16 protein-coding genes are annotated in these 14,422 nt (G+C 40.6%); 3 read left to right on the top strand and 13 right to left on the bottom strand.

Annotated elements, in window-relative coordinates; all coding sequences use genetic code 11:
- Positions 1-108: 108 nt before the first annotated feature.
- From flgL to ACMAZF_RS13445, 13 genes are all read right to left on the bottom strand, one after another.
- Positions 109-1,359: a flagellar hook-associated protein FlgL gene (flgL, locus tag ACMAZF_RS13385; RefSeq protein ID WP_435274299.1), complete on the bottom strand. Its 1,251-nt coding sequence runs from the start codon at positions 1,357-1,359 to the stop codon at positions 109-111.
- 9 nt (positions 1,360-1,368) lie between these two features.
- Positions 1,369-3,378: a flagellar hook-associated protein FlgK gene (flgK, locus tag ACMAZF_RS13390; RefSeq protein WP_435274300.1), complete on the bottom strand. Its 2,010-nt coding sequence runs from the start codon at positions 3,376-3,378 to the stop codon at positions 1,369-1,371.
- A gap of 39 nt (positions 3,379-3,417) precedes the next feature.
- A complete protein-coding gene (gene flgJ / locus ACMAZF_RS13395) occupies positions 3,418-4,350 on the bottom strand; it encodes a flagellar assembly peptidoglycan hydrolase FlgJ (RefSeq protein WP_435274301.1) in 933 nt (310 codons plus the stop codon).
- A gap of 10 nt (positions 4,351-4,360) precedes the next feature.
- The gene (locus ACMAZF_RS13400; RefSeq protein WP_435274302.1) at positions 4,361-5,494 is read right to left on the bottom strand and encodes a flagellar basal body P-ring protein FlgI; all 1,134 of its coding nucleotides are present in this window, start codon (positions 5,492-5,494) and stop codon (positions 4,361-4,363) included.
- Positions 5,495-5,524: 30 nt separating this feature from the next.
- Positions 5,525-6,202, bottom strand: a complete 678-nt coding sequence (flgH, locus tag ACMAZF_RS13405) for a flagellar basal body L-ring protein FlgH (RefSeq protein WP_435274303.1) — start codon at positions 6,200-6,202, stop codon at positions 5,525-5,527.
- 26 nt (positions 6,203-6,228) lie between these two features.
- On the bottom strand, positions 6,229-7,017 hold the full coding sequence (gene flgG, locus ACMAZF_RS13410; protein ID WP_435274304.1) for a flagellar basal-body rod protein FlgG: 789 nt from the start codon (positions 7,015-7,017) through the stop codon (positions 6,229-6,231).
- A 15-nt stretch (positions 7,018-7,032) separates the two neighbouring features.
- The gene (locus ACMAZF_RS13415) at positions 7,033-7,776 is read right to left on the bottom strand and encodes a flagellar basal body rod protein FlgF (protein ID WP_435274305.1); all 744 of its coding nucleotides are present in this window, start codon (positions 7,774-7,776) and stop codon (positions 7,033-7,035) included.
- A gap of 162 nt (positions 7,777-7,938) precedes the next feature.
- Positions 7,939-9,249 carry a flagellar hook protein FlgE gene (gene flgE / locus ACMAZF_RS13420; RefSeq protein WP_435274306.1) on the bottom strand — a complete coding sequence of 437 codons (1,311 nt, stop codon included), beginning with the start codon at positions 9,247-9,249 and terminating at the stop codon, positions 7,939-7,941.
- Between the two features lie 20 nt (positions 9,250-9,269).
- A complete protein-coding gene (locus ACMAZF_RS13425) occupies positions 9,270-9,962 on the bottom strand; it encodes a flagellar hook assembly protein FlgD (protein ID WP_435274307.1) in 693 nt (230 codons plus the stop codon).
- 10 nt (positions 9,963-9,972) lie between these two features.
- Positions 9,973-10,392 (bottom strand): flagellar basal body rod protein FlgC, encoded by a 420-nt coding sequence (gene flgC, locus ACMAZF_RS13430; protein ID WP_435274308.1) that lies wholly within the window; start codon positions 10,390-10,392, stop codon positions 9,973-9,975.
- Positions 10,393-10,394: 2 nt separating this feature from the next.
- The gene (gene flgB, locus ACMAZF_RS13435) at positions 10,395-10,790 is read right to left on the bottom strand and encodes a flagellar basal body rod protein FlgB (RefSeq protein ID WP_435274309.1); all 396 of its coding nucleotides are present in this window, start codon (positions 10,788-10,790) and stop codon (positions 10,395-10,397) included.
- 110 nt (positions 10,791-10,900) lie between these two features.
- Positions 10,901-11,731: a CheR family methyltransferase gene (locus ACMAZF_RS13440; RefSeq protein WP_435274310.1), complete on the bottom strand. Its 831-nt coding sequence runs from the start codon at positions 11,729-11,731 to the stop codon at positions 10,901-10,903.
- Complete coding sequence (locus tag ACMAZF_RS13445; RefSeq protein WP_435274311.1) at positions 11,724-12,686, bottom strand: chemotaxis protein; 963 nt, start codon at positions 12,684-12,686, stop codon at positions 11,724-11,726. The genes ACMAZF_RS13440 and ACMAZF_RS13445 overlap by 8 nt, the downstream gene beginning before the upstream one ends.
- Positions 12,687-12,832: 146 nt before the next feature.
- Between ACMAZF_RS13445 and flgA the strand changes: the two genes are divergently transcribed.
- Genes flgA through flgN form a run of 3 tightly spaced genes read left to right on the top strand, consistent with a single transcriptional unit; the run spans position 12,833 to position 14,407 of the window.
- Positions 12,833-13,576, top strand: coding sequence for a flagellar basal body P-ring formation chaperone FlgA (gene flgA, locus ACMAZF_RS13450; protein ID WP_435274312.1), 744 nt, complete (start codon positions 12,833-12,835; stop codon positions 13,574-13,576).
- A gap of 60 nt (positions 13,577-13,636) precedes the next feature.
- Positions 13,637-13,981: a flagellar biosynthesis anti-sigma factor FlgM gene (gene flgM, locus ACMAZF_RS13455; RefSeq protein ID WP_435274313.1), complete on the top strand. Its 345-nt coding sequence runs from the start codon at positions 13,637-13,639 to the stop codon at positions 13,979-13,981.
- Positions 13,982-14,407, top strand: a complete 426-nt coding sequence (gene flgN, locus ACMAZF_RS13460; protein ID WP_435274314.1) for a flagellar export chaperone FlgN — start codon at positions 13,982-13,984, stop codon at positions 14,405-14,407. It begins immediately after the preceding gene.
- The last annotated feature ends 15 nt before the right edge of the window (positions 14,408-14,422 follow it).

The following is a 14,422-nucleotide window of genomic DNA, read 5'->3' on the forward strand; positions in this document are numbered from 1 at the left end:
GTCAACATATTGACCGAGTTGCCGCCTTTAATTTCTGTAGTTTGTGTTGAGTGTCTAAATAATGACAGCTTTTGCCGCCATTGCCGCTTAATTGCCGTTATGCTTTCTTTATAAGAAGTTTAACAAGTTCATATTTTGGACTTGTGAAAACGCTGTTTGCGCCGCTTGCAAAGATAGCTTTTGTTGCTCAAATACTGAAATGGCTTCAACCATATCTAGATCTTCAAGTGCAGAGCGCGATTTCTCTATCGTCAGATTGTAGTCTTCATGGCGATTATTTTGACTTTCAGTAATTTGAAGCCTTGCGCCTATTTCAGCACGAACTCCACCAAGCTCTATTTGGATTTGATCAATATCACCTAAAATATGACCGACATCTAATTGTCTTTGCGCTTCATCAACCCCAACCCCATTGCCACTTTCTAACCAACTAATTGCATCTTCAATAACACCAAAAATATCAACATCCGGTTCAGGCGTAATAGAAATCGAGTCGCCATCTTGCGGTGTATTCTTTAATGTTGCAGATACACCATTAAAAGTAATTGTATCACCTGCAACATATGGCGCAGCAGGCTGCGGTAATAAAGGGTATTGCTGCGTGCCCGCACTATCTATCACTGTTACGCCCATTTCTCCGCTTGCCATTGTTGCAAAATTAATTGAATAATCGTCAGGCGTTCCAACTGGTACATAATTGGCACGGTCACTGATACTAGCATCGGTTAAAATAGCGCGATCAATATTATCGATACCTGCATTTAAATTATAGGTAGGACGAAAATCGCCTGTGCTACTCGCAATTTCCATGAATATTTTGTCGCCGGAATCACTAGTCGCAACTTTGACTCCAGGTCCAATGTTCGTTTCGCGTTGTCCATTATCGCCATGATAAACAACATCACTATTTGCTTGCTCTTCAAACGGAGGATTATTCGTTTGGAATCCACCAAACACATAACTCCCTGACTCGTCGCGACTATTCGCTAATGACAACAATTCTTCTTTTCGCTCTTTTAGCTCATCAGCAATCGCTTGACGCGCTGCATCATCATTACTAACGCTATTTCCTTGCAGAACAAGATCTTTGATACGAAACATCACATCTTCTGCTGATTTCATTGCTGATTCTTGAACATTAATTCGTGAATCAGCAAAATCGATATTTGTTTGATATTGCTTAAGCAATGCCTGCTCTTGGCGAATATTCAAGATCGAGTTGGTCGCAACCGCATCATCACCAGCGGTAATAACACGTTTACCTTCAGAGATATTTAAAATCGACTGATTAACACTCGATTGACGCTCAATAATATTCGTCGTATTACGATGGTAAAATTGGTTAGTTGATATTCTCATGATTATCTCCTATCGAGCGGCTTGTAATAGCGTATTAAAAATTTCATTCGCGGTAGAGATCACTCTAGCGCTCGCGGAATAAGCTTGTTGAAAACGCAACATATCTGACGCTTCTTCATCTAGATTAACACCAGAAGTATTAGACATTCGTGCTTCTGCCTGACTAAACAATGTATTTGCAGCGCTCGCTTCAATATTCGCTGTTGCTGTCGCAGAGCCAACGCTAGTCACTGATTCTTCGTATAAGTCATTCATCGTTGAACGGCCTTGATTAGCCAGTTTCTTATCAACAAGACTCGCCATTGCCAACGCATTTTTATTGTTACCTTCACCAACGGCATAGCTAATCTCATAGCGTTCAGGAGCATTAATACCTTGACCGCTAGCCAAGCCGCTAAGCTCAAAGCTCATGCCTGCTGTTTGAAATTTCAGTGGGCTTGTCGTGTAGGTCGATGAAGGACCAAGAGCAACACCATTTTCGTCAAATAACGGTTGAGGATTACCAGCATTATCGAGTACCCGATAATTAAAAGTACCTACTGGTGCTTCATACACTTCGAGTGATAAAGGATTGCTAGCGCTAGGAAACCCCGCAGCGGCAGTATTATCAACACTCGTAATTTTTAATTTTGCAGTATTAACATTGTCGTCATCATCATACACTTCAACGATTGATGAGGTCGCAATCTGCTCTGGTTGCGTTAAGTTCACGTCTAGATTAGTCGATCCTAAACGCGTCGGCTGAATGATAAAACTATCGCCATTTTGCGGAACCCCTCCCGTTTCTTTAAACGTAAAACCATCACCTGTGGTATAAGTTCTACTCCCAACGGGCGCAGTAACGTTATCCGGTGTTAACACTTGTGAAGTGCCAGTCGATTGATTGGTCATCGTATAGTTTGTGCCGTCAAAATCGAGCCGATAATCATCGCTTGATAACTGATTAATATCGCTAATATCCACTTCACCTGATAATGTACCTGTGTTATCAAAATCGGAAAGAAAACGGCGCTGTGCTGACTCGGTATCATTGATGTCTTTAAACAGGTTTTGACCTTGTAGGCCATTTAAGTCCATGCCTTGTGATTGTACCGTGTTAAATGAATCAGCAATTGAAATTGCAGTCTGGCCTAACTTGTTCATGGTGTCGGACAACACGCCGTCACGATATTTAATCAAAGCGCCCATGCTGCCGCCGATATTATCACCAGGTAAACTTTGTTTGGCGCCAGAGGGTGACTGAATAAATAATTGAGTTTGACGAGGATCTGGGTTGCCCGCTTCGATGCCAACAGAAAATTTGGTGGTACCCGTCACTAACGTTTGCCCACCGGCAATATAAACATTGAGCGCGCCATCGTTTGTTTCAACAGTAGAAACCGAGGTGTAACTTGATAACTCTTTTATTAAGTTATCTCGCTTATCTAATAAATCACTCGGCGTTGAATTATTGGCTGACGCTTTTACTATGTCGCGGTTTAATGCTGCTAGTTGTTCGGCAATTTCTGTCACGTTGGTGGCAGAAGACTCTAAGTCTTCATTCACTGAATTGTATTCACCATTCAGTGCAGCTTGCACCGAACTCATGTTCTTGGATAACGTATCAGCTTTTGAAAGCATCACCTCACGCAAGCCTATATCACCAGGTACATCAACCAGTGAATTAACTGCCCCAAATAAGTCATTAAGCGAGGTAGAAATACTCTTCCCAATTAGGGACATGGTTTCATCTAGTCGCTGCATTTTAGTGGCAGTGGTTTGCGCTGCAGAGTTTAAGGTTTGATTGAATACCACTTCGTTGTAGCGAAACTGATCGAAAACACGTTCGATTTGAGAGACTCGTGTACCCGTGCCAGCAAAGTTATTGCCAGCGCGTACAGGACTGCTTGTTTCTTGTAAAACAGTCTGGCGTGAAAAGCCATCAGTATTAACGTTGGCAATGTTGTGACCTGTAGTACCCAAACGCTGTTGGGAGGAAAGTAGTCCACTGACACCAACCTGAAGTAAATCAACACCCATTTGCTATTCCTCAAATCTCTCGATGATTTGCTCCATAAGTTATGGAGCGAGTTTTGAAACCTGTTTTAGAACGGTCATGATCTTCGATGCATAATTTGGATCGGTTGCATAACCTGCCTGCTGTAACTCATGCAAAAAGCTTGCCGAGTTTTCAACTTTACTTAAGGCTTTTTCATAACGAGGGGAATTATTGAGGAATTGACCAAAATCTTTAAAACTTTGTTCAAAATCTTGATAGCGTCTAAACGACGCTTTTTCTTTAAGGGCAACGCCGTCACGATATTCTATTGTTGAAACATCGGTCTTATCGCCTTGCCAGCGTTTATCAGCTTTAATATTAAATAAGTTAAAACTAAACTCGCCTTTTTCACTACCGACAATTTTTTGACCCCAACCAGTTTCCAATGCCGCTTGGGCAATCATCGTTTGTGGAGAAATGCCCAATAACTTCGCCGCTTTTTGCGCATAAGGCATCATTTGATCAACAAAATCTTGCTGCGATTTAAAACCGCCTTCTCTAGGCGCTGGTTTCTTGGATTGGCTAGCGCTCGAATCAGACGTTGTTAAATCAGATTGATTATTTGTTACTAGCGGTGTTTTATTTGTTCGCAAGACTGAGCTTGGGGTGACGCCACTTGTTTGCGGGCTTAGTTGCTGCACGATAAGCTCAGCAAGCCCTAAACTGCCACTTTCACTCAACTCCGTGGCCATTTGGTCATCATGCATGTTGCGATACGTTTCTGTTCCCTGGCTGTTAAACGGTGAGTCAGATTCAAAGGCTTTGTTTGCTTCTCGCATACTCTTTAAAAGCATTTTCATGAAAATACCTTCAAATTGTTTTGCCACTTTATTAAGCGCCGCTTTTTCGTCACTTTGTGCTTCTTTACGCAATTTATCTAAACTTGCAATATCTTGATAGTTCGATTGACTCGTCGGTAACTGACGAGTCAATGATTGTGCAAAATTATCCATGACCCGCTCCTTAAATAACGACTAATTCGCCGTGAAGTGAGCCAGCTTGTTTCAGTGCTTCTAATATCGCCATTAAATCAGATGGCGAAGCACCAACAAGATTTACCGCTTGAACTAACTCATCAAGCGTCGTTCCTGGTTGAAACGCAAACATACGGCTATCAGCTTGATTGACGTCAACCAATGAATTAGCAACAGCGACGGTTTCACCATCGGCCAGTGCATTCGGTTGTGAAATAACGGGAGTCTCAGCAATAGTTACCGTTAGTGAACCGTGAGTTATTGCTGCAGGCTTCAAACGAACCTGTTGGCCAATGATGATAGTACCGGTGCGAGAGTTAACAATAATCTTTGCTGCAGCAGTTGCTGGATTAACATTAAGGTTTTCAAGGTGAGCCAAGAAATAGACACGTTGACTAATATCGCGAGGAGCGGCTACTTGGATTGAAGCAGCATCTAATACTTTAGCAATCGCTGGAGCCCCAGTTTGTTTGCCAGAGCCACCTAATGCACGATTAATTTCTTGAGCAAACGCTTGCGCAGTTGAAAAGTCAGGATTATGGAGATTAAACGTTATGTAATCGCCTTGGCCAAAGGCGCTTGGAATTTCACGTTCAACAGTAGCACCATTTGGAATACGGCCAACAGTTGGTGTGTTCTGAATAACCTTTGAACCATCAGCACCTTCTGCGCTAAAACCTGACACCATCATGCTGCCCTGAGCGACTGCATAAACGTTTCCGTCTAAACCTTTTAAAAAGGTTCTTAATAAGGTTCCGCCGCGCAGGCTTTTAGCACTACCAATAGATGATACGGTGATGTCAATATTCTGCCCAGATTTAGCAAATGCGTGTAAATCAGCATGAATAGCAACGGCAGCAACATTTTTTATTTTAGGTTTTATACCTGCTGGCATAGATATGCCAAAATTCTTAAGCATTGTCATAAAGCTTTGGTCTGTAAACGGACTTTGTTCACCTGTTCCCGGTAAACCTACCACGAGTCCATAACCGACTAATTGATTCGAACGAACCCCCTTAACAGATGCTAAATCTTTAATTCGCTGTGCATTAGCGCTAGTTACGCAACATAGGCATAACGCTAATAACAACAAGCTCTGATTAATAAAGTTAAGCTTTTTCATTCGACATCTCCTGACATTAAATTGACGCTTTTAAAACGGCCACCAACTACTATTAAAGAATCGTGCCAACCAGCCAGCTTTTTGCGCATCAGCGAATGCGCCAGTGCCAGAATACTGAATTCTCGCGTTCGCAACTTTGATAGAATCTATCTGATTATCGGCGCTAATGTCCTGTGGGCGTATGATCCCGTTAAGTCTAATAAATTCATCGCCGTTGTTTATGGTTATCCATTTTTCGCCACGAACAATTAAATTACCGTTGCCAAGCACCTGCATAACATTGACAGAAATCGATCCAGACAAACTGTTTGACTGATCGCTTGTTCCTGTTCCTTTAAATTCAGAGTCTTGATTAAGACCAAACGCTAGCGAATTCCCACCAATCGTGACATTGGCACCATTGAGTCCAGTTATTGGCGTTAAATTGGCACTGTTTTCTTTCTTAGTATTGCTATTGGCTTTCTTTTTGGCCGACGTATTTTCACTCAGCACCACTTCAATAATGTCACCCACTCGGCGGGCTTTTACGTCAGCGTATAAACTCTCTAATCGATTTGCGTCAAATAACGAGCCTGTTTTAACGATATTTACGGCCGGTTGTTCAGGATAAATTGGCGCATAATAAGGATCGTCAGCAATCGGCTTATCTTGTGTTGCAACGCAACCAGATAAGAAAATAATGCTGACTATGCAAGCTAACTTTTTCATAGGGTTCACTCCTCTAAAACAGCGTATTAAAGCTGTTGAGTAACAAAGCTCATCATTTGGTCAACGGCTGAAATGACTTTGGAGTTCATTTCATAAACACGTTGCGACTCTATCAGGTTTACCAACTCTTCTGTCACGTTAACATTTGATGTTTCAAGCGCACCTTGACGAATTGAACCTAAGCCATCTAATCCAGGATTACCTTGAATAGGTGTACCGCTCACGCCAGTTTCCGTATATAGATTTTGTCCCATCGGCTCCAAGCCCTGCGGGTTAATAAAATTAGAAACCGTCAATTGACCAACAACTGTATTTTCAGCTGTGCCTATTTGACGTACCGAAACCTCACCTTCTGAAGAGATGGTGATACTTTGAGAATCTGGCGGAATAGTTATTGTAGGTTGAAGTAAGTAACCACTACCTGGCGTTACAATTTGCCCTTCTTCGTTGAGCATAAACTGACCATTTCGAGAATATGCAATATTGCCATCAGGCATTAAAATTTCGAAAAAGCCATCACCTTCAATCATCATATCCAGTGAGTTCTCAGTAGTAAGCATGTTACCTTGGGTGAATTCTTTTTGTGTCGCCACTACCTTTGTACCAGCACCTAGCATTAAGCCTGCTGGTAATTCAGTATTTTGTGATGACTTACCGCCTGGTTGATTTATGTTTTGATAAAGTAGATCTTCAAATACTGCGCGAGACTTCTTAAAACCAACGGTACTAGCATTCGCTAAGTTATTTGAAATTGTTGCGATATCAGTTTGCTGTGCGTCTAGCCCTGATTTACTGATCCATAATGCTGCATGCATGCGAACTCTCCTAAATTATCCTAAACGAAGCAAACGATCTTGTGATGTATCGACTTCTTCTGCCGTTTTCATCATCTTCACTTGCATATCAAATTGTCGTTGTAACGTGATCAAATCAACCATTTCACTAACGGCGTTCACATTACTGCCTTCGAGCATTCCACTGGCAATTGTGACTGCGCCATCATTTTCAAAAGGGCCACCATCTTTCAGACGGAATAATCCATCTTCACCTTTCACAAGGTCGCGTTTGTCAGGGTTAACTAGTTGCAATCGCCCCGCTTCTTCTGTGACTGTCGCCGGCGCGCCTTGAGGATGAACAGTAATGACGCCGTCATTACCAATTTTCATCTTATCAACAGGAATTGGCACGGCTATTGGACCACCGTCGCCAAGTACTAACTGGCCAGATGAGTTACGCAACATACCAGCGCTATCAACTTGCAATGAGCCAGCGCGTGATAGCGCAGGCGTGCCATCTTCAGACTCAATGACTAACCAACCATCACCTTGGACGGCAACATCTAAATCACGAGCGGTTGTGATCATGGCACCGTGAGAAAAATCTTGTGCAGGACGTTCCGTTAATGAGAAAACACGCGTTGGCATACCTTCTCCATAAGCTTGCATCGAACGAGCTTGTTCAATGTCCGCTTTAAACCCTGTGGTTTTAGCGTTTGCAAGATTATTGGCTCGAAGCGCCGTTGCATTTAGGTTTTCTTTGGCGCCACTCATGGATATATACAATAATTTATCCATATTTCACCTCGTCAAAAAAATAGCGTTTTGCTGATATCAGCGTAGTTATTTTCTAATAATGCAACGAGTGTGCCAAAAGTAAACATGAGAGATTTAGAAAGGTATTTTAGAATAAAATAGACGCTTTAAAGGAGTTTTAAAGCGTCTATAAAATCGACTTAATTATCTGATTTGTAATATAGTTTGAGATAGTGTTTGGTTAACTTCGAGCGCACGAGAGTTAGCTTGGAAGTTACGTTGAGCAGCAATCAAATCAACTAGCTCTGTCGTTAAGTCGACATTTGCTTGTTCTAAAGCGGCAGATTTTATCGTACCGAATGTACCACTATCACCTTCACCAGCCAATGGTTCACCTGAACCTTGACTTGCTTTCCAAGACGTATTACCGATCTGTGTTAGACCTTGCTCATTTCTAAAGCGGGCCATTGCAACTCGACCAAGAGGTTGTGAACTACCATTGCTGTATGTCGCTTTTACCAATCCATCAGGGCCAATTTCAACACCCGTTAAGCGGCCAACAGTTAAACCGTCTTGCTCTAATGATGTTACTTCAAAACCAGATGAAAACTGTGTCGGATTTTCCAATCGGACGTTAACATTTTGCGTGCCATCAGCGCCTGAACTATAAACACCAGCACCAGGTGTGCCTAATGGTTGCAGCACAATATCTGGATTAGCAGGTTGTTGATAAACACCACTATTGCTAAAGTTAACAATTGCACCAACATGTGCTGTCCCTGCTGTTGCGGCTGTTAGATTCGTTGTCGGCGCTACAGCGTCAACCTTTTTACCATCAACAGCAGTGAACATAGCCCACTGATTAGGCGTTGCGTCATCTTTGACAAAATAACTCGTTTGCACATGGGCTTCACCCAATGAGTCATAAATCGTGATCGATGTTGAATGATTGTAAGTTGCGGTATCAGATAAATCAAAATTAGCGATTGTTTTACCTGTTGCGTTAGCTGGTAAATTAGCGGCCATATTCACCATACCGGTTTTAACAGGTACACCAGCCGTTTCTGGAATTTGCATACCTCGAGTTGACGTCAAATTAATGGCAGCCGATGTACCGTCACTATTAACAGGGTATGTTTGTAGGTAGTTACCATTTGAATCAACAATAAAATTTTCATTATTGAGTTTAAACGCACCAGCACGAGTGAAGGTTAAATCTTTAGAATCTAAGCCATCAGAGGTTACGAAAAAGCCTGGACCTGTAATTGCCAAATCAAGGGCGTTATTAGTAAATGACAAGCTACCTTGATGGAACTGCTGTGCTACTTGTGCAGTCGTGACACCGTCACCCGCTTTAGTACTTGAGTTAGTAAACAAAGAAGAGGCATATACATCGGCAAATTCTGCGCGAGACTCTTTAAAACCAATTGTATTTACGTTCGCAATGTTATTTGCAGTAACATCGAGATCTTTTTTCGCCGCTGAGATACCACTTAATGCAATATTAAAAGACATGTTCGAATCCTCTTCTTAGATTAACTTTCGGCAACCGCTAATACTTCATTAAGCGAAATATTGCCGAGCCCTCTTAAATTTAAAATAACGCCGCCAGTACCACTGCCCAAGTTAACACTTGAAACGTGGCTGTATGTAGACACGGCTAAATCTTGTTTTTCACCATCAACAGTACCTGTGGCTTTAACGGTATAATTCCCTTCTTTTACCAAATCACCATTTTCGTCTTTACCGTCCCACGTAAATTCATTATTACCAGGATTTTGTTTGCCAATATTAATAGTACGAACTAGTTCGCCAGCTTCATTCTCTACATTGACAATGACGTCACCGCTTGATGACGCAGGCATACTAATCACGGCATCGACGCCTTCACCTGCTGGTTTATTCGCAACATTAGTAGGTATAAGTACTTTCTGCCCAACTAATGTTGAGGCTTGTAATGCTTGCGATGACGTCATCACAGTATTGAGGTTTTCAAACTCTTTAGTCATCGTATTAATACCTTCAACGGTACTAATTGACGCCATTTGCGATAACATTTGGTCGTTATCAACAGGCTTTGACGGATCTTGTTGTGATAACTGCTGGGTTAATAGTTTAAAGAAATCTTCTTGATTAAGGGTTTGATTAGAACCATCATCAACTTTATACGGATCTTCCTTCACCTTAAGAGAGTCTAAATAAGCATTACCTGTATTTACTGTTGTCATTTAGTTTCTCCTATTTACCCAGCTGTAATGTTTTCATTAGCATTTGTTTTGCCGCATCTGCCACTTGAACATTTGTTTGATAAGATCGTGATGCTGAAATCATATTAGCCATTTCTTCCATCACATTTACGTTCGGTTTATAGATGTATCCATCCTGATCAGCCATTGGATGATTCGGGTTGTATTCCATCTTCAAAGGATCTTGATCTTCAACGATACCTAATACTTTCACTTGAACAGACTCTTCTTGTTGTCCCGCGGCAGCTTTTTGCATCTCAGCGGCAAAAACAGGATGCCGCCCACGATATGTTTCTTCTGCACTGCTACTGACGCTATTTGCGTTAGCAAGATTTGATGCAGTCACATTCAATCGCAGTGATTGAGCGCTCATGCCTGATCCAGCTACATCGAAGATATTATATAAGCTCATGATTATGATCCCTTGATGGCTAATCGTAGCCCTTTAAACTTGCCACCTAAAAACTGCAAGCTTGATTGATACTCTAATGCGTTTTGCATATACAAGTTTCGTTCCACTTGTACATCAACGGTATTACCATCACCCGTATCTGGTTGATTTGGCACGCGATAAGCCTCACCTGAATTATCTTTGGTGGTGATATTGAAATGTTTATCGTGTGTTTGTGCCATACTGGTGGACAAATTTTGTTTCGCTGATTTCATCGCAGTGGCAAAGTCTAAATCACGGGCTTTATAGTGCGGAGTGTCAGCATTTACAATATTGCTTGCTAACATTTCGGCACGTTTAGAGCGTACACCAACTGTGTATTGTGAAATGCCTAATGCTTTTTCAAATGAAATCGCCATAATTTTGTCTCTGATACGTTTTACAGAGATAAAGCAAACGATGTGCCAACGTGAGATTAGAAAAGAAAAAAGGCAAGAAAACTTGCCTTTATTATTAGAAGAACTGCGAATTATAGGGCTTGATAGACGATACCTGATGGGCATCTATTCATTTTAAAATCATCGGTTAAGCCGTTAATAGACTCCGAAGCACCTAACATTAAGTATCCTTCTTTATTTGTCACCTTCGCAAAATTGGCGAATATTTGCCGTTTAATTTCTGGTGAAAAATAAATAAGTACATTACGACAAAAAACAATATCGAAACGGCCTAGTAAACTAAAGTTATCTAATAAATTAAATGAACGAAACTTAACGTGTCGTTTAACATCATCTTTAATGACATAACAATTATCACTTGCTGGGTTAAAGAATTTTCTTAATCGCTCTGGTGACAAACCACGAGACAAAGCAAGCTTATCGTATTCACCTTTATTACAGTGTGCCAACATACTATCAGAGATGTCTGTACCTAAAACTTCAAATCCAAACTTTAATGCGCCTAGATTTTTTTCTTTAAATTCCATACATGTCATTGCGATAGAATAGGGTTCTTGTCCTGATGAACTCGCTGCAGACCAAATTTTCAATGGTCTACCTATCTGGGCAAATTCTGGTAACAAACGCGTAGTTAGAATATCAAATGGATATTTATCTCTAAACCACAATGTTTCATTCGTTGTCATCGCGTCAATAACTGTCGAACGAAGTGCTCGCTCATGTATCATCATTGCCTTTTTCACTAATTGCGCCAGTGAATCACAATGCGTTTCACTAAGTAAAGGAGACAAACGACTCCTAACTAAGTACTGCTTACTCGCGCCAAGCACAATACCGCAATGCTTCTCTAAAAATTTACAAAATTCCGTATATTCCTGAGGTGTTAAATCTACTTTATTCACTCGAAATTTCCCGAGCAGGATCAGAATGTAAAATGTTAATATTTCGCTCAACCGCGCCTGCTAAATCATCCGGATTGAACTTGGCAATAAAATCATCTGCGCCAACGTTATCAACCATAGCCTGGTTGAATACTCCACTTAGCGAAGTATGAAGGATAACGCGTAAACCCTTCAGCTTTTCCTTCGTTCGAATTTCCGACGTTAACGTATAGCCATCCATTTCAGGCATCTCGATATCGGAAATCAACAGTCCTATTTGTTCTGTGATGCATGAGTCGCAATCATTGCTTATATCAATCAATTTATCTAACGCTTCTCGACCATTCTTAGCTTCAACAATCTCAAGTCCAAGTGGAGTCAACGCACGTTTAATTTGATTAAGCGCAACCATGGAATCATCTGCAATCATGATTTTCTTTGATGTGCCTTTGACAATAGCTTTTGCCTCTTCTAACACTTCATCTGTCATTTCATCAGCAGGAGGAGCCACTTCCATGAGAATTTTTTCAACATCCAAAATCCCCACCATGCCATTGTCAACTTCAGTTACAGCCGTTAAATAGTTAGCTTTACCTGAGCCTTCTGGGGGCGGCATAATTTCCCTCCAGTTCAAGTTAATAATGCGCTCTACAGAATCGACCAAGAAGCCTTGAATAGAGCGATTATACTCTGTAATGATGATGAAACGATTTTCAATATCGTCAATCATACGGCCGCCTGTAGCCAAACTTAAATCAATAACAGAAATAGTTTCACCACGAATATGAGCTATTCCGCGAACTTCGCGGGCCAAATTAGGTAATGAAGTTAAGCGTGGGCACTGTAAAACTTCTTTAACTTTAAATACATTAATGCCATAACGCTGCATGCCATTGAGCTTAAAAAGTAACAGCTCTAGACGATTTTGTCCTACAAGTTGGGTTCTTTGATTTACTGAATCTAGGACACCGGCCATAATAGCTCCATACAATAGACAGTTAGGGAATTGAGTTCGTTTATGGTAGATTCATCTTTGAATGTTATTGTGCACTTCACAATCACCTACCATGATTACAAACAATACATTTAATACAATGATTAATTAATAAAATATAGTGACTTATGAATAGTGTCAAACAAAGTAACCAAATTAAGCATTATATGCATAGTTATAGTTTTCTAATCTTATTATCGGCAGTAATCGCAATTGGTTTAGCAAAAAATGTTGCTGCAAATCAAATATCAGTGCACGAAAAAATAGAAAACGAAATACATTCTTATATTAAAGGAAAAATAGACAAATCTCCCGATAAAAAAACAGAAATTATTATTTCGCCTATCGATAGACGCAAGAAGCTATCGGTTTGCAGTAATAACCTGTCAATCGCATTGGCGTCAAAAAATGGCCTAAAAAGAAACAACACTGTTAGTGTTGCATGTAATGGTGCGTGGCGAATTTTTGTTCCAGTGAAGGTTACTACACTAACCCCTGTTGTAACCGCTAGGCAAAACCTTGCCGTGGGAGAATTTCTTAATCATCAAAATCTAGAGATTAAGTACATCAATACCTCATTAATCATTGGGCCTGTTGTCTATAGCATCGATGGCATTAGTGGTTCGAAAGTGAAGCGTTACATTCAAGGTGGGCGCCCGTTAATGGCTAATTTGATATGTATGGTTTGTAAAGGTGAGCAAGTAAATATTGTGGCTAAAAATGGAAAACTACAAATTAAGTCCACAGGGCTTGCATTAAATGATGGCAGTCGTGGTCAAAAAATTTCCATTAAAAACAATAGTTCTGGTAGAATTATTGAAGCGACGGTGATGGCGGTTGGTCAAGCAGAAATAAATTTTAAAAAATACTAAAGTTATTTAAAGATTCGCCGATAGAGAGTTTGAAGAGGAATATTAATAGTAGAGGCTATTATGGCATTGGATATAAATAAGCTAGCAGGTAACCATAGTCAACAACTTGACAAGTTGAAGAATCAGGCACAGTCAAAAACTGAGCAGGTTAAGCAGCAATCTGTACAACAACAGACCCAAACGGCAGCACAAGCTAAGCCAGAATCAAAAGATTCAGTGTCTTTAACACAACAGGCACAACAGTTGCATAATATTCGAGAGAAGTTAAACAATACTTCCTCGGTAAACCAAGAGAAGGTTGAAAGTATTCGAAAAGCAATTGCTGCTGGTGAATATAAAGTAGACCCAGATAAATTGGCAGCTAACTTGGCAAAATTCGAGGGAGATCTAGAGAAGATCTTTTAAATGAATAATGAAAAACTACTGTCCTTATTAACTCTTCAGTTAACACACGTTAAGCAGTTAGATAAACTGCTTAACGATGAAACCCAATCTCTTATCGATCGTGATCATGAGCTAATTGCATCTCTAGCTCAAAGCAAACAACATCTAATGAAACAACTCGAAACTTTCGATGTTGAATTGTCTTCCTACGCCGAACAAATACCGCAAAGTGAATCTGCGCTCGCACTTAAAGGCGAAATTAATGATCAGTTAGCGCAATGTCATACGAAAAATCTTGAAAATGGTAAAGCAATTGAGCTAAGCATAAATAGCATCGAACGTTTGCAAAGCTCATTAATTCAAAAGCGCAGTGGCAATTCAATGACATATAATGCGAAGGGAAAAACACGCTCAGGTTCTTCATCAAGCGGCTATATTTCTGCTTAATTTGTCAAAATCAAA

It is taken from the genome of Psychrobium sp. nBUS_13 (assembly GCF_051201665.1).
GTDB lineage: Bacteria > Pseudomonadota > Gammaproteobacteria > Enterobacterales > Psychrobiaceae > Psychrobium.

Bases quoted from the DNA above. Each gene is read 5' to 3' on its own strand.
- flgK (WP_435274300.1), bottom strand. From the start codon at position 3,378: ATGGGTGTTGATTTACTTCAGGTTGGTGTCAGTGGACTACTTTCCTCC.
- flgB (WP_435274309.1), bottom strand. From the start codon at position 10,790: ATGGCGATTTCATTTGAAAAAGCATTAGGCATTTCACAATACACAGTT.
- flgM (WP_435274313.1), top strand. From the start codon at position 13,637: ATGGCATTGGATATAAATAAGCTAGCAGGTAACCATAGTCAACAACTT.
- ACMAZF_RS13400 (WP_435274302.1), bottom strand. From the start codon at position 5,494: ATGAAAAAGCTTAACTTTATTAATCAGAGCTTGTTGTTATTAGCGTTA.
- flgA (WP_435274312.1), top strand. From the start codon at position 12,833: ATGAATAGTGTCAAACAAAGTAACCAAATTAAGCATTATATGCATAGT.
- flgN (WP_435274314.1), top strand. From the start codon at position 13,982: ATGAATAATGAAAAACTACTGTCCTTATTAACTCTTCAGTTAACACAC.
- flgH (WP_435274303.1), bottom strand. From the start codon at position 6,202: ATGAAAAAGTTAGCTTGCATAGTCAGCATTATTTTCTTATCTGGTTGC.
- ACMAZF_RS13425 (WP_435274307.1), bottom strand. From the start codon at position 9,962: ATGACAACAGTAAATACAGGTAATGCTTATTTAGACTCTCTTAAGGTG.
- ACMAZF_RS13445 (WP_435274311.1), bottom strand. From the start codon at position 12,686: ATGGCCGGTGTCCTAGATTCAGTAAATCAAAGAACCCAACTTGTAGGA.
- ACMAZF_RS13415 (WP_435274305.1), bottom strand. From the start codon at position 7,776: ATGGATAAATTATTGTATATATCCATGAGTGGCGCCAAAGAAAACCTA.
- flgE (WP_435274306.1), bottom strand. From the start codon at position 9,249: ATGTCTTTTAATATTGCATTAAGTGGTATCTCAGCGGCGAAAAAAGAT.
- flgG (WP_435274304.1), bottom strand. From the start codon at position 7,017: ATGCATGCAGCATTATGGATCAGTAAATCAGGGCTAGACGCACAGCAA.
- flgC (WP_435274308.1), bottom strand. From the start codon at position 10,392: ATGAGCTTATATAATATCTTCGATGTAGCTGGATCAGGCATGAGCGCT.
- flgJ (WP_435274301.1), bottom strand. From the start codon at position 4,350: ATGGATAATTTTGCACAATCATTGACTCGTCAGTTACCGACGAGTCAA.
- flgL (WP_435274299.1), bottom strand. From the start codon at position 1,359: ATGAGAATATCAACTAACCAATTTTACCATCGTAATACGACGAATATT.